The following is a 16,346-nucleotide window of genomic DNA, read 5'->3' as shown; positions in this document are numbered from 1 at the left end:
GATTCAGGCGGGTTGAGCTTCGGTGTTGAGCCCTAGCTCACCCAGTACGCGACTGCGGGATTCGTCATCTGCCAAAACCCCTTCAATGGCTTTGCGGAACGCAGGTGCGTTACCAAGCGGCCCCTTGAGCGCCACCAACGCATTACGCAGCTCCATCAGTTTTTTCAGTTCAGGCACCTGCTCGACCAGACTGGCCGGATTGAAATCCTTCATCGAGTCGACGCGCAGATCCACGACCAATTCTTCAGAACCGCTGTCATCCTGAAGTCGATTTGGCACACTCAAGGTCACTTGCAGCTCCTGCTTGGCGAGTACTTCGTCAAAGGTCATCTTGTCGATATTGATCGGCTTGCGATCTTCAACTTTCCGGTCATCCTTGCGTTGGGTGTAGTCACCGATCGCCAACAGTTTCAGTGGAAGTTCGATCTCTTCCTGAACGCCACCGGTGGCGGGCTTGAAAGTGACGTTGATGCGTTCCTTGGGGGCTACCGAGCCTTCTTTGGCCATGGCGATTCTCCTTGCGGTTTTGGCCCTGGGGCCTAGTCGAGTGCCACTTCGAGATCGAGGTGGCACAGCCTGCGATAAATCTCTTCCTTGCATTCGCGCACCGCGTGGTTTTGCGGCAACGACTCGCAGCAGCTATGCAGCAACTGCAGCACTTGCAACGCAAGATCCGGCTCCCAGGCGTGCAGGCCTGCGCCCCTTAATGTCTGGTCAAGGGTTTCAAGTTGGGTCTTGGCCAATTCAAATTTTCTGGCCATGAAGCACAGGCGTGCGAGTGCGAACTGCCAGAAAAACTGCGCCCGTCCGCCGTGAGCACTCAGCAGGCCCCGCTTGAGAATCTGCACGGCGGCCTTGAGGCCGTCCTTACGCAGGATGGGCTGGACGTCCTCCAGGGCCTGCTCCCAGTCCGGTAGTGTTTCCAGGGCTTCTGCGGGACGCGGTGTACGGGGGTTTTGCAGATGCGGCATGACTTGGGCATTGACCCATGCACGGGTGGCGGGATCGGCGAATGGAGCGCCGTCATGAAAGCGCAACTCGAGGATGCCGGGCAGACGCTGAATCAATAATGCAAAGTGGATTTCCACTTCACGCATGGCCATCTCTGCGTTCAATCCCTGAAGGCATTCCCAAACCATTCGCTGGCCGTCAAACCAGAACGGCGCCTTGGACAGACTGGACTCCAGCTCCACCAACAAATCAGCGTATCGGGCTTGATCGTAGTGCTCTTGTAAGAGTTGGAGCCTGTCGACGGGTAAACCGCGCAGTGCTGTGATCTGCTCGGCATTGCGCTCGGGCAATGTGTCGACAGGTAGCCAGAGCAGCGTACGGTTGAGGCGTAATGCGCGCAGATCGGTAGCCTTTTGCTTGAGCCACCAGGCACACAGCGGTCGCGCACTGTCCTGTTGGGCACGCAAGGCTTTATGGGCATCTTTTTCGTTATCAATGGGTGTGCAGGGGTTGAATAGCTGCGTGGCAACCTGTTTGACCTGAGCCACCGCGGAATCAACGACGCTGGGGGCCGATTGATGCTCGGTTGTGCGTTGCACCAGTTTTTTCAGGCGCCGGGAAATTGGTAGCAACAAAGGCGCGTCGTCGCCTAGGCGTTTGGTGCAAATGGCATCAAGCCCTTCCAGATGCTCCACAAGACAATGGAACAATGGCAGTTGCTCTTTAATCGCGACGTTTTCAGTGAGTACCTTTTCAAGACGCGGCACCAACCAATTGATCGCGGCAGCACGGGTACGGGATTTTTTCGGGTAAACCTCGGTCCAGTGACTTTCACACAGGTGACGCAACAACCCGAGACCGGCCAACAGTCCCAGGAAGGACTCACACTGGTACAAGGCCCATGTCAGCCAGACGCCAACCCGTAAATCCTTGGACTGGGTCCGCAGCAAGTAATCGCAGTTCTCGCGAACTTTAGGCCAGTCGATCTGACTGCATTCGTGTATGGATTGGGCTTTACCCAGCTCGCATTCCAGTGCTTCATATTCATTCGAAAAGCGAACATCCTCACCCGCAAAACTCTCATTGGAAACAGAGACTTTGGCGAGTTCAAGATAATGAGCGAAAAGTTTGCTTGAGTAAGACATCCATGGCCTTTTTTAAAAGTTATGGTCATTGGCAACATGAGCTTCAACGACGCCAGCCCCTGTAGTCGAAGCCGACACAAAGCATGGCAAAAATAAAAAAGGAAAAATGTAGGACGCTTCTGAAAATGCACGAAGACGAACGCGATCAGTTAAACTGCCGTCGTATTAATGACTTTTTAATGTAGGAATTTTTCCTCCATGTATTTCCAAGGGCGCCTCGCGACACATTATCAATTAGTGCAACAACGCGAGCTAAAATTAAAGCACTATGCTTAGATCATACCGGGACTTCCTCTATGCAATATTATGAAATAGAGGAGCTATCTGGCGAAGTTAAGAGAGTTTTCCTACATAAGTACAGCCAACGCCTTGCTAGGGCATTTCGGAACTTAACCACAGGTTCGATCCCGACAGGAAAAGTGTCTCAAGTTTCGTTTTCTCAGAAGTTGGTTTGGCGCTTGGAGGAATCGCCAAGGTATGGCTAGGCGGCCAATGCTTACTGTCGACCGAAGTCACCCGCGTACAAGGCACGATCAGTCCAATAGGCCCCTACGGGGGCACCTCCAACGGAAAACTTCGACCGCCTTCAGAAGAACCCAAAGCGTACATAGACAAATTCGGCATTCCCTATGGAAGCTGGTAAGGAAGTAATTACATGGATTTAAGAACATTACTTTTTTGCAGCGCTTGTGGATGAGCCGGAAATAACAGCGATCATCGCCAAATAATGAATCCGGATCAGCTAACCCCACAAAAAATGGGCACCCAACCTCGGTTGGCGTGCCCATTCTTTATTCCACTCTCCCGCTACGCGGGTCAGGGAAACGGCTTACGGATTGACGCTGTCTTTCAAGGATTTGCCTGGCTTGAACGCAACGGTGTTGCTGGCCTTGATCTTTACTGGCTCACCGGTTTGCGGGTTTTTGCCGGTGCGGGCGCCGCGGTGGCGTTGCAGGAAGGTGCCGAAGCCTACCAGCGTGACGCTGTCTTTGCGGTGCAGGGCGCCGGTGATTTCTTCGAGAACGGCGTTCAGGACGCGGTTGGCCTGCTCTTTGGTGAGGTCTGCTTTTTCAGCAATTGCTGCGGCGAGTTCTGGTTTACGCATGTTAGTGAAGCCCCTTTGACGGTTTTTTGTTGTTATGTCCGTGCTGCTCTCTATGGAGCAGCGCCCAAAGCGCCGCAGATGCTCTACTCTGCGGCAGACGGGAGTGAGGATGGCACGCACGGAAGAGCTGCGCCAGTATCCTAGTGGCCATTCTCAGGGCATTTTGGGGGTGATTCCGACAGAACGACCGGTATTTACGCCAGCAGTGCCGGAAGCTCTTTGTTCAGGGCCAGTTTTTCCATCACGGCGGTGCCTGTAAGGGCATAACCGAGCAGTTTTCCGCTGGCATCGCGGCATAACACCTTGATGTCGGCGCCCTGCCCTTCGACCGTCCAGACACCTTCCGAACCCCGTGGCGGCGGGGACACCACCAAGGGGCATACCGGGGTTTTGACGGTGATGGGCATCGGGCCATAGTTGACCGTCATCAGGTTGCCTGCGAGGGTCTGGGCCAGCGCTCGCGCGCAGCTCATCAGGGGCATCACGTACAGCAAATTCAGCCCATCGACCTCGGCGCAGTCGCCCAGGGCGTAGATGTTGGCGTGGGAGGTTTGCAGGTGACGGTCGACGACGACGCCACGGTTGACCTGCAAACCGGCAGCGGCGGCCAGGTCGATGCGCGGGCGCAGGCCAACGGCCGAGACCACGACGTCGCAGGGGATGACCTGACCGTCGGACAGGTGCGCTTCCAGGCCCTCGACGACCTTCTGCAGGCGAGTGAGTACCGGCCCCAAGTGGAAGCGTGCACCGAGGCTTTCCAGCCCGGCCTGTACCGCAGCGGCGGCGGCCGGGTGCAGCAGGGTCGGCATGACCTGTTCGCACGGTGCAACCAGTTGCACCTCATAGCCGCCCAGGCTCAGGTCGTTGGCGAACTCGCAGCCAATCAGGCCGGCGCCGAGCAACAACACCCGACGCTTGCCAGCCGCTGCCGCGCGAAAGCGTGCGTAGTCTTCCAGGTCGTTGATGGGGAACACGCAGTCCGCCGCGTCGCCTTCGATGGGCACGCGCACGGTTTCGGCACCCCAGGCCAGGATCAGGTCGCGGTAGTACACCGCTTCTTCACCGATCCACAGGCGTTTGTGGCCCGGGTCAATGCCGCTGATGCGGGTGTGGGTGCGTACTTCGGCCTTCAACTGTTCGGCCATCGCGCCCGGTTCGGCCATGCTCAGGCCGTCGGCGTCTTTGTTTTTGCCGAAACCGGTGGAGAGCATCGGCTTGGAGTAGGAGCGCCCGTCATCGGCGGTAATCAGCAGCAGCGGGGTTTCGCCATCGAGTTTGCGAAACTCCCGGGCCAGGTTGTAGCCAGCCAGGCCGGTGCCGACGATCACGACAGGTGCGTTCATTCCTTACTCCTCAGTTTTCAAGCGGTGATTTCGATCATTTCAAAATCCATCTTGCCCACACCGCAGTCCGGGCACAGCCAGTCTTCCGGCACGTCTTGCCACAGGGTGCCCGGCGCAATGCCGTCATCCGGCCAGCCTTCGGCTTCGTTGTAGATCAGGCCGCAGACCACACATTGCCACTTTTTCATTCAGGTACTTCCTCAGGGTTCAGGCTTTTGCCGGCGCGAACGGTCGATGATTGCAGCGCTGCCGTTCGGCTCAGCGCGTTTTGTACTGATGGGGTCACGCAGATGCAAGCCCGTTCGGTGCAACGGGCGGGCGGATCACTCAATTTCATGAGCTGACATGTTAAGCTCGCCGCCTCCTTTGCTGCCAATAATGACTCATTGTGCAACACACAAAATCCACCCGTTCGGCCCCGCTCTGGCTCCCTCAAAGCCTGCTGACGCCCCTCCCCGACCCGTTTACCCTCGACTGGCTGTTTGACGAAGGATCGCTGACCCGACGCCTGACCCGCTTGTCGAATGACGGTTTCAGCGTCACGCCGCTGTTCGAAGGCTGGCAAACCCTGCGCGCCGATGAATGCGCCGCGCTGGACCTGGCCGAAGGCAGCGAAGGCTGGGTGCGCGAGGTGTACTTGCGCGGGCATGGCCAGGCGTGGGTATTTGCCCGCAGCGTCGCGGCGCGCAGCGCGTTGCAGGGTGACGGCCTGCACATGGACGAACTGGGCAGCCGCTCCCTGGGCGAACTATTGTTTTGCGACCACGCCTTCCAGCGCCGCGCCATCGAGGTTTGTCACTATCCTCAAGCGTGGCTGCCGACCGAGGTGCAGGCGCCTGAGCTGTGGGGTCGCCGCTCGCGCTTCGACCGCGGCACGTTGAGCGTGCTGGTGGCTGAAATCTTCCTGCCGACCCTGTGGAGCGCCGCCCGCGCCCACCCGGAGAACTACTGATGTACCAGAGCCTGCTCAAGTCCCTGAATCGCTTGAACCCACGGGCCTGGGATTTCATTCAGCTGACACGCATGGACAAGCCGATCGGCATCTATCTGCTGCTGTGGCCTACGTTGTGGGCGCTGTGGATTGCCGGCAAGGGCTCGCCGTCACTGGCCAATATCGTGATTTTCGTGCTTGGCGTGGTGCTGACCCGCGCGGGCGGCTGCGTGATCAACGATTGGGCGGACCGCAAGGTCGACGGCCATGTGAAGCGCACCGAACAGCGCCCGCTGCCGAGCGGCAAGATCAGCTCCAAAGAAGCGCTGGTGTTCTTCGCCTTGCTGATGGGCGTGAGTTTCCTGCTGGTGCTGTGCACCAATGCGGCAACGATCTGGCTATCGTTCGGCGGCTTGGCCCTGGCCTGCACTTATCCGTTCATGAAGCGTTACACCTATTACCCGCAAGTGGTGCTGGGCGCGGCGTTTTCCTGGGGGATGCCGATGGCGTTTACCGCCGAAACCGGCGAGTTGCCGGCAGCAGCCTGGTTGTTGTGGATCGCCAACCTGATGTGGACGGTGGGCTACGACACTTATTACGCGATGACTGACCGTGACGACGACTTGAAGATCGGCGTGAAATCCACGGCGATTCTGTTTGGCGAGGCGGACCGGGTGATCATCCTGACCCTGCAAGGGTTGGCGCTGGGTTGCCTGTTGCTGGCCGGTTCGAAGTTCGAGCTTGGCGGCTGGTTCCACCTCGGCTTGGCTGTGGCTGCGGGCTGTTTTGTTTGGGAATTCTGGTACACCCGCAGCAAGGACCGCATGCGCTGCTTCAAGGCGTTTTTGCACAACCATTGGGCCGGCTTGGCGATTTTTGTCGGGATTGTGCTGGATTACGGGTTGCGCTGAGACACAGCTTCTATCCGCCGTTTGTAGGATCGCCGCCCGCTCGCTCCTACAAACGGCGGATTTGGTTACTTCTGCGACTCGCGCACAACGTGCCAAACGTCCTTCATCTTGTCGCCCATCATGTCTCCCGGGGCCTTGTCCTTGACGAAGTAGTACAACGGCTTGCCGTCGTAGGCCCATTGCATGCTGCCGTCATCACGTTTGATAACGCTCCATTTACCCTCTGCCTTGGCACCCGCCTCCGCCATCAGTGGCGGCCAATTTTCCGCGCACTGGCCGGTACAGGCAGACTTGCCGCCGGTGTCCTTGTCGAAGGTGTACAACGTCATGCCTTTGTGGTCGGTCATCACGCCGCCTTTCATCATCGCCGGCTCGGCAGCGAAGGCCATTGTTGGTAATGCGAGGGCAGCCGCCAACAGCAGGCCTTTGAAGGATTGCGAGCATAGCTTCATGGAAACCTTCCTTTTGTGGTTGTCAGGATTCGGAGTTAGAGCTTAGTCCAGGTTCGTGACAACCGCAGGCGACTAAAATACTGTCACACGACTGCAATAATTCCGTTATCTAATGCGGCGCAAGACAGTTAAATGACAAGAGGATTAAGGCATGGTTGGCAGGAGCATTCTGATCGTCGACGACGAAGCGCCCATTCGCGAAATGATCGCCGTTGCGTTGGAAATGGCCGGCTATGACTGCCTGGAGGCTGAAAACTCCCAGCAGGCCCACGCCATTATCGTCGACCGCAAACCGGACCTGATCCTGCTCGACTGGATGCTGCCCGGCACGTCCGGCATCGAGCTGGCCCGCCGCCTCAAGCGCGATGAGCTGACCGGGGATATCCCGATCATTATGCTCACGGCCAAGGGCGAAGAGGACAACAAGATCCAGGGCCTGGAAGTCGGCGCCGACGATTACATCACCAAACCCTTTTCCCCCCGCGAGCTGGTTGCGCGCCTCAAAGCTGTACTGCGCCGTGCCGGCCCGAGCGATGGCGAGGCGCCGATTGAAGTCGGTGGCCTGTTGTTGGACCCGATCGGCCACCGCGTGACCATCGATGGCAAACCCGCGGAAATGGGACCGACCGAATACCGTCTACTGCAGTTTTTCATGACCCACCAGGAACGCGCCTATACCCGTGGCCAGTTGCTGGATCAGGTCTGGGGCGGCAACGTGTACGTCGAGGAGCGCACCGTCGACGTGCACATCCGTCGCCTGCGCAAAGCCCTCGGCGATGCCTATGAAAACCTGGTACAAACCGTGCGCGGCACCGGCTACCGCTTTTCAACGAAAGCCTGACCCGGACTTTTCCCGCTTTAAGAAGTAGACAAGGACGCGCGTTCAAGTGAACCAAAACTGGCATGGCACCCTGATTCGCCACATGCTGCTACTGGTCACCGCCTGCCTGGTGATCGGCCTGATTACCGGCTACTACGGCTGGAGCCTCGCTGCGGGACTGGGCCTTTACCTGGCCTGGACGCTCAAGCAATTGCTGCGTTTGCACGAATGGCTGCGCCTGCACAAACCCGATGAAGCACCGCCCGATGGCTATGGTCTGTGGGGTGAGGTGTTCGACAGCATCTACCACTTGCAACGTCGTGACCAACGGGTGCGCGGACGCCTGCAAGCGGTGATCGACCGGGTTCAGGAGTCCACGGCGGCCTTGAAGGACGCGGTGGTCATGCTCGACAGCGACGGCAACCTGGAATGGTGGAACCGCGCCGCCGAGACCCTGCTGGGCCTCAAGACCCCGCAGGACAGCGGCCAGCCGGTGACCAACCTGGTGCGCCATCCGCGCTTCAAGGAGTACTTCGAGCAGGACAGCTACGCCGAGCCGTTGGAAATCCCCTCGCCGACCAACGACCGGATGCGCATTCAGTTGTACATCACCCGCTACGGCAACAATGAGCATTTGATGCTGGTGCGCGACGTGACGCGCATCCATCAGCTGGAACAGATGCGCAAAGACTTCATCGCCAACGTATCCCATGAGCTGCGCACGCCGCTGACAGTCATTTGCGGCTATCTGGAAACCCTGCTCGACAACGTCGAGGAAGTGAACCCGCGCTGGACCCGCGCCCTGCAGCAAATGCAGCAACAGGGCGGGCGCATGCAGACCTTGCTCAACGACTTGCTGCTGCTGGCGAAACTGGAGGCCACCGATTACCCGTCGGACAACCAACCGGTGGCCATCGACGGTTTGCTGCAATCGATCAAAAGTGATGCGCAACAGCTGTCGGGCCAGAAAAACCAGAAAATTTCCCTGGAAGCCGACCCGACGATCCTGCTCAAGGGCAGCGAAACGGAATTGCGCAGCGCGTTTTCCAATCTGGTGTTCAACGCAGTGAAATACACCCAGGCCGAAGGCAACATTCGTATTCGCTGGTGGGGCGATGAGCAAGGCGCGCACCTAAGCGTGCAGGACTCCGGCATCGGCATCGACAGCAAACACCTGCCGCGCCTGACTGAACGCTTCTACCGCGTCGACTCCAGCCGCAACTCCAACACCGGCGGCACCGGGCTGGGCCTGGCCATCGTCAAACACGTGCTGTTGCGCCATCGCGCGCGCATGGAGATCAGCAGCGTACCGGGCCACGGCAGCACCTTTACCTGCCATTTCGCCCCTGCCCAGGTCAGCAAATCCCGGGTCATCAGTACCGCGGACTGATACCGGCCAGCACGTGCCACTAGGCAATCGCACGGTCAGCCGCTACATTGGCTGACTTGCGCCTGCTTTTCAGGCGCACTTTTTTCTTTCCATTCGAATACACGGAACCCGCAAAACTCCATCATGGACCCTTCCCCTGGCTTGTCCCTCGCAACAATATTCGCCGACTTCGGCATGATTCTTTTTGCTCTGATCCTGGTTTTGCTCAACGGCTTTTTCGTTGCGGCCGAATTTGCCATGGTCAAATTGCGCTCGACCCGGGTCGAAGCCATCGCTGAGCAGCACGGCTGGCGCGGGCACATCCTGCGTACGGTGCACAGTCAGCTCGATGCTTACCTGTCGGCGTGCCAATTGGGTATCACCCTCGCCTCTCTGGGCCTGGGCTGGGTCGGTGAGCCGGCGTTCGCGCACCTTTTGGCACCTGTACTGAGTGCTGCTGGCGTGGACTCCCCCGAAGTGGTCAAGGCGGTGTCGTTCTTCACCGCGTTCTTCATCATTTCGTACCTGCACATCGTGGTCGGCGAACTGGCGCCGAAATCCTGGGCGATCCGCAAACCCGAATTGCTGTCGCTGTGGACAGCGGTGCCGCTGTACCTGTTCTACTGGGCCATGTACCCGGCCATCTACCTGCTCAACGCTAGCGCCAACCAGATCCTGCGCATCGCAGGGCAAGGTGAACCCGGCCCGCACCACGAACACCATTACAGCCGCGAAGAACTGAAACTGATCCTGCACTCTAGCCGTGGCCAGGACCCAAGCGACCAAGGCATGCGCGTACTGGCCTCGGCGGTGGAAATGGGCGAGCTGGAAGTGGTCGATTGGGCCAACTCCCGTGAAGACCTGGTGACCCTGGAGTTCAACGCACCGCTCAAGGAAATCCTGGCGATGTTCCGTCGCCACAAGTTCAGCCGCTATCCGGTGTACGACAGCGAGCGCCAGGAGTTCGTCGGCCTGCTGCACATCAAGGACCTGCTGCTGGAGCTGGCAGCCCTGGACCACATTCCCGAGTCGTTCAACCTGGCCGAACTGACCCGCCCGCTGGAGCGTGTATCCCGGCACATGCCGCTGTCGCAGTTGCTGGAGCAGTTCCGCAAGGGCGGCTCGCACTTCGCCGTGGTTGAAGAGGCCGACGGCAATATCATCGGCTACCTGACCATGGAAGACGTGCTGGAAGTGCTGGTGGGCGACATCCAGGACGAACATCGCAAGGCTGAGCGCGGGATCCTCGCGTACCAGCCGGGCAAACTGCTGGTGCGCGGTGATACGCCGCTGTTCAAGGTCGAACGGCTGCTGGGCATCGATCTGGACCACGTCGAAGCCGAAACACTCGCTGGACTGGTCTACGACAGCCTCAAGCGGGTGCCGGAAGAGGAAGAAGTACTGGAAGTCGAAGGCCTGCGGATCATCATCAAGAAGATGAAAGGGCCGAAGATTGTCCTGGCCAAGGTGTTGATGCTCGATTGATCGACTGATCTGAATCGGTGTCGCTCCCTTCGCGAGCAAGCCCGCTCCCACATTGGAATGCATTCCAATGTGGGAGCGGCGGTGCGACGATTCGACTTGCTCGCGAAGGCGTCAGCTCAAACAACACCTCATTGTTTGCCCAACGCAAAGTTAGGCAACGCCCCCACCGGCTGATTGAACCGGAACGGTATCGACACCAGCCCCATCCCGGTATTGCGCTGCACCGCAAAGTGCAGATGCGGTCCGCTGCTGTTGCCGGTATTGCCTGACAGTGCCAGCGCACTGCCCACTGCCACCCGCTGCCCCTCGCGAACACTGACCGAGCCTTTTTTCAGGTGCAGATACACGCCCATGGTGCCGTCATCGTGCAGCACCCGTACGAAATTGCCCGACGGGTCGGTGCCGCGCCCAGTCTGGCGGTTTTCGGTTTTCACCACGACTCCGCCACGGGCGGCGACGATCGGCGTGCCCACGGGCATGGCGATGTCCATGGCGTAACGGTTCTTCGGCCCATAGTGGCTGTACTGGCCATTGGCACCCTGGCTCAGGCGAAACGGCCCACCTCGCCAAGGCAGCGGATAGCGATAGACCATGGCGGCCCCTGACGGGTCGCCCAGGGAGTATTCGAACCTCGGGGTATAGACCAGCGGCTTTCCGGGGCGGCTGGCCTTGAGCAGCGCCAGACGAATGCTGCTGCGTGCAGGCATCACCCGACGGATCGGCCGACTCGGCGCGCCGCTGACGTTGTTCAGGCCGGCGAAACTCAATTCGATCTCTACCGGCGCATACAGGTCATTGCGCACAAACACACTGTCCATGCCTTTGAGCTTCTTGATATCGAGGTACACCTGACGCTCCAGGTGCTCGTCCATGCGATCGCGAAAGACGAACACCTTGGCGCCCTTGATGGGGCGATCACTGTAGGAGACCACGCCATTGGCGTCGGTGGACGTGTAGATAGTCATGGCCACAGCCGAGGTGGAGGCCATGAAAAGACCACAGAAATACAGCAGGCGCGCGTACATGGGCAGGGTTCTGTCGAGTAAGGCCTGGGAAGGAGCCTAGCAGCTGCAATGGACCCGGGTAGTCGGCAGATGTTTCAAGATGGGTGGATCAGGGTGATGTGTGGTGCAGGTGATGGCCCCTTCGCGAGCAAGCCCGCTCCCACAGTTGAAATGCATTCCAAAGTGGGAGCGGGCTTGCTCGCGAAGACGGACAGCCAGGCGACGAAGATTACGCGCCCGGAATGAAGTGCTTCTGCGCCGTGCCCCGGGCAATCAATCGGGAGATGTAATCAAGCTTCTGCGCATCCTGATCGACGAAGCGGAAGGTCAGTTGCAACCATTCGCTGTCAGGTTTCTGCTCGTGGGCGACGATGGCGTGCAGGTAGCCGTTCAGGCGCGCCGTTTCGGCGTTGTCGCCCTGCTCCAGGTCGAGTACGGCGCTGTCGAGTACTTGCGGCAGGGTGTCGGCACGTTTGACCACCAGCAGCGCTTCCTTGAGGCTCAGGGCCTTGATCACGCATTGCTGAATGCCGTTCGGCAAGCGCAGTTGACCCTGGCCACGCCCTCCCACGGCTGCCGCAGCGGCTACCGGTGCCTTGACCGGTGGGCTGTTGAGCAAACCACGGGCTGGGGCGGCTGCCGCAGCAGGCGCGGGTGCAGGTGCAGTGGGCACCACCACGGCGGCCTTGCCACCGGTCAATGCACTCAGCGAGTCATTGCCGAATGCCGAGCTGGTTTTGGTATTGGCGGTGTTCATCAAGGAGTCGAGCTTGCCGACCTTGTGCAGCGCCTGCTTGACCTTGGTAATCAGTTGCTCGTTGGTGAATGGCTTGCTGACATAACCGGATACCCCGGCCTGGATCGCCTGGACGACGTTCTCTTTGTCGCCACGGCTGGTCACCATGACGAACGGCATGCCTTTGAGATTGTCCTGCTCACGGCACCAGGTCAGCAGTTCCAGGCCGGACATTTCCGGCATTTCCCAGTCGCACAGAACCAGGTCGAACGCTTCCCGAGCTAGCAGGGCCTGAGCCTTCCTGCCGTTGACGGCGTCTTCGATCCGCATGCCCGGGAAATAGTTACGCAGGCATTTTTTTACCAGGTCACGAATGAACGAGGCATCGTCCACGACCAATACACTGACCTTACTCATCCATAACCCCTTTAAAAAATCCCGGCAAGCATACCGCTTTGCTGATGGCACTTTGCCAAAAACCTTCAGTCACGCCGGCACTTTTCGTTCGCGGGTGCTGCTTTTCGAATTCGTAAGCCACAAACAAAAACGCCCGGCCAAAGGGCCGGGCGCGTCCTGGGGCAACCTTACTTATCGTCAGCTTTGCCCGGAACATTAGCGGTTTCACCACTTGTTCCCTCAACTTCTTCCTTCATGCGCTTAAGGCCCAGGTGGCGCACGTCAGTGCCGCGCACCAGGTAAATCACCAGCTCCGAGATATTGCGCGCATGGTCACCGATGCGCTCCAGCGAACGCAGCACCCAGATGATGCTCAAGACCCGCGAGATAGAGCGTGGGTCTTCCATCATGTAGGTCGCCAGCTCACGCAGGGCAGTCTTGTATTCGCGGTCGATGATCTTATCGTACTGCGCCACCGACAACGCCAGGTCGGCGTCGAAACGGGCAAAGGCGTCCAGGGCATCGCGCACCATGTTGCGGACCTGGTCGCCAATGTGGCGCACCTCGACGTAACCGCGTGGCGCTTCGCCTTCTTCGCACAGCTGAATGGCACGACGGGCGATCTTGGTCGCTTCATCACCGATGCGCTCCAGGTCGATCACCGATTTGGAGATGCTGATGATCAGGCGCAAGTCGGATGCCGCCGGCTGGCGACGGGCCAGAATACGCAGGCATTCTTCGTCGATGTTGCGTTCCATCTGGTTGATCTGGTCGTCGATCTCGCGCACCTGCTGGGCCAGGCCGGAGTCGGCCTCGATCAGTGCGGTCACCGCGTCGTTGACCTGCTTCTCGACCAGCCCGCCCATGGCCAGGAGGTGGCTGCGCACTTCCTCAAGCTCAGCGTTGAACTGCTGGGAGATGTGATGGGTAAGGCCTTCTTTGCTAATCATCTATTTCGCTCCGCGAAAGTTGCAAGCTTCAAGCTGCAAGCTTCAAGCAGTTATGTACAAGTCCTGAAATCGCACCGTTTCTCTCTTGCCGCTTGCCGCTTGCAGCTTGACGCTTGCGGCTGTACGGCTAGCCGTACCGTCCTGTGATGTAGTCTTCGGTCTGCTTCTTCGCCGGATTGGTGAACAGGGTGTCGGTGTCGCCGAATTCAACCAGCTTGCCCATGTACATGAACGCCGTGTAGTCCGAAACCCGCGCGGCCTGCTGCATGTTGTGGGTCACGATAACAATGGTGAACTTGGATTTCAGTTCGTAGATCAGCTCTTCGACTTTCAGCGTCGAGATCGGGTCGAGTGCCGAGCAAGGTTCGTCGAGCAACAGCACTTCCGGCTCCACGGCGATGGTGCGGGCAATCACCAGACGTTGCTGCTGACCACCGGACAGGCCCAGTGCCGACTCGTGCAGACGGTCTTTGACTTCGTCCCACAGCGCCGCGCCTTTCAACGCCCACTCAACCGCTTCGTCAAGTACGCGCTTCTTGTTGATGCCCTGAATGCGCAGGCCGTAGACCACGTTTTCGTAGATGGTTTTCGGGAACGGGTTCGGCTTCTGGAACACCATGCCGACACGACGACGCAGTTCGGCTACGTCTTCACCCTTGCGGTAGATGTTGTTGCCGTACAGGTTGATTGCGCCTTCGACGCGGCAGCCATCGACCAGGTCGTTCATACGGTTGAAGGTACGCAGCAGCGTGGACTTGCCGCAGCCGGACGGACCGATGAAGGCGGTCACGCGCTGTTTCGGGATGTTCATGCTGACGTCGTACAGCGCTTGTTTATCGCCGTAGTACAGGCTCAGGCCCGGCACTTCGATAGCCACGGTTTCCTGCTCGAGGCTCAGGCTCTGTTTGTCGCGACCCAGGGCCGACATGTTGATGCCGTGGGTATGTGCTTCGTGCTGCATGGGGTCTCACTCCGTTCGTAGCTGCAAGCTTCTAGCTGCAAGCTGCAAGTTTTTGAGCAAAAGCGGCATGCAGCATTTACTTGCCGCTTGTAGCTTGCCGCTTGTGGCTTATCAATCAGCTATCCAGCGCCTTGTACTTCTCGCGCAGGTGGTTACGGATATAAACGGCCGACAGGTTCAGTGTCGCAATCACCAGCACCAGCAGCAGCGCCGTGGCGTACACCAGCGGCCGCGCGGCTTCGACGTTCGGGCTCTGGAAGCCGACGTCATAAATATGGAAGCCCAGGTGCATGATCTTCTGGTCCAGGTGCAAGTACGGGTAGTTACCATCCACCGGCAGCGACGGCGCCAGTTTCACCACACCCACCAGCATCAGCGGCGCCACTTCACCCGCGGCGCGGGCCACGGCGAGGATCATGCCGGTCATCATCGCCGGGCTGGCCATAGGCAGCACGATCTTCCACAAGGTTTCGGCCTTGGTCGCGCCGAGGGCCAACGAACCCTCACGCACGGTGCGAGGAATCCGCGCCAGGCCTTCTTCGGTGGCCACGATCACCACCGGCACCGCCAGCAGCGCAAGGGTCAACGAAGCCCACAGCAGCCCTGGCGTACCGAAGGTCGGCGCCGGCAAGGCTTCAGGGAAGAACAGACGGTCGAGCGAGCCACCCAGCACATAGACGAAGAAGCCCAGACCGAACACGCCATAAACGATAGCCGGAACGCCCGCCAGATTGTTCACCGCGATGCGGATAACCCGGGTCAGGGTGTTCTGCTTGGCGTATTCACGCAGGTACACCGCCGCCAGCACGCCGAACGGGGTCACGATCATCGCCATGATCAGGGTCATCATCACGGTGCCGAAGATCGCCGGGAAAATCCCGCCTTCGGTGTTCGCTTCACGCGGGTCATCGCTGAGGAATTCCCAGACCTTGCTGAAGTAGAAACCAATCTTGGTGAAGGTGCCCATGGCGTTAGGCTGATAGGCGTGAACCACTTTACCGAGGCTGATTTCGATTTCTTTGCCGTTGGCATCACGGGCGGTCAGGCTGTCGCGGTTGAACTGCGCGTGCAGATCGCCCAGACGGGCCTCGATGTCCTGGTAACGAGCATTGAGTTCGGCACGCTCGGATTCCATGTCCGCTTGCGCGGCTGGATCAAGCTTGCCTTCCAGTTCCAGTTTGCGGCTGTGCAGGCGGATGCGCTCGAGACCGGCGTTGATCGCGCCGATGTCGACCTTTTCCAGGGTCTTGAGTTGCGCCGCCAGCTGATTCACGCGGTTGATCCGCGCTTGCAGCTCGGGCCAAGCAGCTTCGCCTTCGGCAATCACCTTGCCGTCCTGTTTGACGTTGACCAGGTAACCGTAGAAGTTGCCCCACTCGCGACGCTCCAGCGCCATCAATTCGACCGGGGTTTTCTGGTTGGTCAGCCACTCGCCAACGATCCAGGTAAAGTCGGTGCCGTTCAGGTCACGGTTGCCGACCTTGATCAGCTCACGAGTCATGAATTCCGGGCCTTCATCCGGCACCGGCAAGCCTGCGCTCTTCAGACGCGCACGGGGCACTTCTTCTTTCTGCACCACTTCGCCAACGACCAGGTGCTGGCTCTGTCCCGGCACGTTGTAGCTGGCGTGGATCAGGTCCGCCGGCCAGAAGTGACCCAGGCCGCGTACGGCAATCACCGCCAGCAGGCCAATGGTCATGATGACCGCGATGGACACCGCGCCACCGCTGATCCAGACGCCTGGGGCGCCGCTCTTGAACCATCCTTTCAGGGAGTTCTGTTTCACA

The 16,346-nt window shown here is 59.2% G+C and carries 16 protein-coding genes and 1 pseudogene; 6 read left to right on the top strand and 11 right to left on the bottom strand.

Annotation, left to right across the window (positions count from 1 at the left end; genetic code table 11):
- Positions 1-3: 3 nt before the first annotated feature.
- Positions 4-507, bottom strand: a complete 504-nt coding sequence (gene tssB / locus FFS64_RS18635) for a type VI secretion system contractile sheath small subunit (RefSeq protein WP_137806619.1) — start codon at positions 505-507, stop codon at positions 4-6.
- Between the two features lie 32 nt (positions 508-539).
- The gene (tssA, locus tag FFS64_RS18630; RefSeq protein ID WP_137806618.1) at positions 540-2,096 is read right to left on the bottom strand and encodes a type VI secretion system protein TssA; all 1,557 of its coding nucleotides are present in this window, start codon (positions 2,094-2,096) and stop codon (positions 540-542) included.
- A 445-nt stretch (positions 2,097-2,541) separates the two neighbouring features.
- Here tssA and FFS64_RS31740 point away from each other — a divergent pair.
- A pseudogene (locus FFS64_RS31740) lies at positions 2,542-2,739 on the top strand (hypothetical protein); the annotation flags it as partial.
- 186 nt (positions 2,740-2,925) lie between these two features.
- Here the strand turns inward: FFS64_RS31740 and FFS64_RS18620 are convergent.
- The 3 genes from FFS64_RS18620 to FFS64_RS18610 form a co-directional block, all read right to left on the bottom strand.
- A complete protein-coding gene (locus tag FFS64_RS18620; protein ID WP_003213368.1) occupies positions 2,926-3,201 on the bottom strand; it encodes an HU family DNA-binding protein in 276 nt (91 codons plus the stop codon).
- Between the two features lie 194 nt (positions 3,202-3,395).
- Positions 3,396-4,544, bottom strand: coding sequence for an NAD(P)/FAD-dependent oxidoreductase (locus FFS64_RS18615; protein WP_137806617.1), 1,149 nt, complete (start codon positions 4,542-4,544; stop codon positions 3,396-3,398).
- Positions 4,545-4,561: 17 nt separating this feature from the next.
- The gene (locus tag FFS64_RS18610; RefSeq protein WP_095194616.1) at positions 4,562-4,732 is read right to left on the bottom strand and encodes a rubredoxin; all 171 of its coding nucleotides are present in this window, start codon (positions 4,730-4,732) and stop codon (positions 4,562-4,564) included.
- Between the two features lie 200 nt (positions 4,733-4,932).
- Here FFS64_RS18610 and FFS64_RS18605 point away from each other — a divergent pair, with 200 nt between their 5' ends.
- The gene (locus FFS64_RS18605; protein WP_137806616.1) at positions 4,933-5,496 is read left to right on the top strand and encodes a chorismate lyase; all 564 of its coding nucleotides are present in this window, start codon (positions 4,933-4,935) and stop codon (positions 5,494-5,496) included.
- Complete coding sequence (gene ubiA / locus FFS64_RS18600; protein WP_137806615.1) at positions 5,496-6,386, top strand: 4-hydroxybenzoate octaprenyltransferase; 891 nt, start codon at positions 5,496-5,498, stop codon at positions 6,384-6,386. The genes FFS64_RS18605 and ubiA overlap by 1 nt, the downstream gene beginning before the upstream one ends.
- Before the next feature lie 65 nt (positions 6,387-6,451).
- Here the strand turns inward: ubiA and FFS64_RS18595 are convergent, their stop codons facing one another.
- Positions 6,452-6,838 carry a hypothetical protein gene (locus tag FFS64_RS18595; protein ID WP_137806614.1) on the bottom strand — a complete coding sequence of 129 codons (387 nt, stop codon included), beginning with the start codon at positions 6,836-6,838 and terminating at the stop codon, positions 6,452-6,454.
- A 151-nt stretch (positions 6,839-6,989) separates the two neighbouring features.
- On the opposite strand from FFS64_RS18595, the gene phoB reads away from it, so the two are divergent.
- From phoB to FFS64_RS18580, 3 genes are all read left to right on the top strand, one after another.
- On the top strand, positions 6,990-7,679 hold the full coding sequence (phoB, locus tag FFS64_RS18590; RefSeq protein WP_008064504.1) for a phosphate regulon transcriptional regulator PhoB: 690 nt from the start codon (positions 6,990-6,992) through the stop codon (positions 7,677-7,679).
- Between the two features lie 82 nt (positions 7,680-7,761).
- Positions 7,762-9,048, top strand: a complete 1,287-nt coding sequence (gene phoR / locus FFS64_RS18585) for a phosphate regulon sensor histidine kinase PhoR (protein ID WP_219739455.1) — start codon at positions 7,762-7,764, stop codon at positions 9,046-9,048.
- A gap of 123 nt (positions 9,049-9,171) precedes the next feature.
- On the top strand, positions 9,172-10,512 hold the full coding sequence (locus FFS64_RS18580; RefSeq protein ID WP_137806612.1) for a hemolysin family protein: 1,341 nt from the start codon (positions 9,172-9,174) through the stop codon (positions 10,510-10,512).
- A gap of 128 nt (positions 10,513-10,640) precedes the next feature.
- Here the strand turns inward: FFS64_RS18580 and FFS64_RS18575 are convergent, their stop codons facing one another.
- The 5 genes from FFS64_RS18575 to pstA all read right to left on the bottom strand — a co-directional run bounded on the left by FFS64_RS18575 (position 10,641) and on the right by pstA (position 16,345).
- The gene (locus FFS64_RS18575) at positions 10,641-11,537 is read right to left on the bottom strand and encodes a M23 family metallopeptidase (RefSeq protein WP_137806611.1); all 897 of its coding nucleotides are present in this window, start codon (positions 11,535-11,537) and stop codon (positions 10,641-10,643) included.
- Between the two features lie 208 nt (positions 11,538-11,745).
- Positions 11,746-12,669 (bottom strand): response regulator, encoded by a 924-nt coding sequence (locus tag FFS64_RS18570; RefSeq protein ID WP_137806610.1) that lies wholly within the window; start codon positions 12,667-12,669, stop codon positions 11,746-11,748.
- A gap of 167 nt (positions 12,670-12,836) precedes the next feature.
- The gene (gene phoU, locus FFS64_RS18565; RefSeq protein ID WP_095194608.1) at positions 12,837-13,598 is read right to left on the bottom strand and encodes a phosphate signaling complex protein PhoU; all 762 of its coding nucleotides are present in this window, start codon (positions 13,596-13,598) and stop codon (positions 12,837-12,839) included.
- Between the two features lie 127 nt (positions 13,599-13,725).
- On the bottom strand, positions 13,726-14,559 hold the full coding sequence (gene pstB, locus FFS64_RS18560) for a phosphate ABC transporter ATP-binding protein PstB (protein WP_137806609.1): 834 nt from the start codon (positions 14,557-14,559) through the stop codon (positions 13,726-13,728).
- A 115-nt stretch (positions 14,560-14,674) separates the two neighbouring features.
- Positions 14,675-16,345, bottom strand: a complete 1,671-nt coding sequence (gene pstA / locus FFS64_RS18555; RefSeq protein WP_137806608.1) for a phosphate ABC transporter permease PstA — start codon at positions 16,343-16,345, stop codon at positions 14,675-14,677.
- Position 16,346 lies beyond the last annotated feature (1 nt).

Origin of the sequence: Pseudomonas sp. G(2018), from assembly GCF_005502415.1 — a bacterium.
Taxonomy (GTDB): domain Bacteria; phylum Pseudomonadota; class Gammaproteobacteria; order Pseudomonadales; family Pseudomonadaceae; genus Aquipseudomonas.
The sequence above is the reverse complement of the archived record's forward strand: the minus strand, read 5'-3'. Positions and strand labels throughout refer to the sequence as shown.

Coding starts and splice junctions, on each gene's coding strand:
- phoR (WP_219739455.1), top strand. CDS start 7,762: ATGCTGCTACTGGTCACCGCCTGCCTGGTGATCGGCCTGATTACCGGC.
- FFS64_RS18595 (WP_137806614.1), bottom strand. CDS start 6,838: ATGAAGCTATGCTCGCAATCCTTCAAAGGCCTGCTGTTGGCGGCTGCC.
- FFS64_RS18610 (WP_095194616.1), bottom strand. CDS start 4,732: ATGAAAAAGTGGCAATGTGTGGTCTGCGGCCTGATCTACAACGAAGCC.
- FFS64_RS18570 (WP_137806610.1), bottom strand. CDS start 12,669: ATGAGTAAGGTCAGTGTATTGGTCGTGGACGATGCCTCGTTCATTCGT.
- tssA (WP_137806618.1), bottom strand. CDS start 2,096: ATGTCTTACTCAAGCAAACTTTTCGCTCATTATCTTGAACTCGCCAAA.
- FFS64_RS18620 (WP_003213368.1), bottom strand. CDS start 3,201: ATGCGTAAACCAGAACTCGCCGCAGCAATTGCTGAAAAAGCAGACCTC.
- FFS64_RS18615 (WP_137806617.1), bottom strand. CDS start 4,544: ATGAACGCACCTGTCGTGATCGTCGGCACCGGCCTGGCTGGCTACAAC.
- tssB (WP_137806619.1), bottom strand. CDS start 507: ATGGCCAAAGAAGGCTCGGTAGCCCCCAAGGAACGCATCAACGTCACT.
- FFS64_RS18575 (WP_137806611.1), bottom strand. CDS start 11,537: ATGTACGCGCGCCTGCTGTATTTCTGTGGTCTTTTCATGGCCTCCACC.
- phoB (WP_008064504.1), top strand. CDS start 6,990: ATGGTTGGCAGGAGCATTCTGATCGTCGACGACGAAGCGCCCATTCGC.
- ubiA (WP_137806615.1), top strand. CDS start 5,496: ATGTACCAGAGCCTGCTCAAGTCCCTGAATCGCTTGAACCCACGGGCC.
- FFS64_RS18580 (WP_137806612.1), top strand. CDS start 9,172: ATGGACCCTTCCCCTGGCTTGTCCCTCGCAACAATATTCGCCGACTTC.
- phoU (WP_095194608.1), bottom strand. CDS start 13,598: ATGATTAGCAAAGAAGGCCTTACCCATCACATCTCCCAGCAGTTCAAC.
- pstB (WP_137806609.1), bottom strand. CDS start 14,559: ATGCAGCACGAAGCACATACCCACGGCATCAACATGTCGGCCCTGGGT.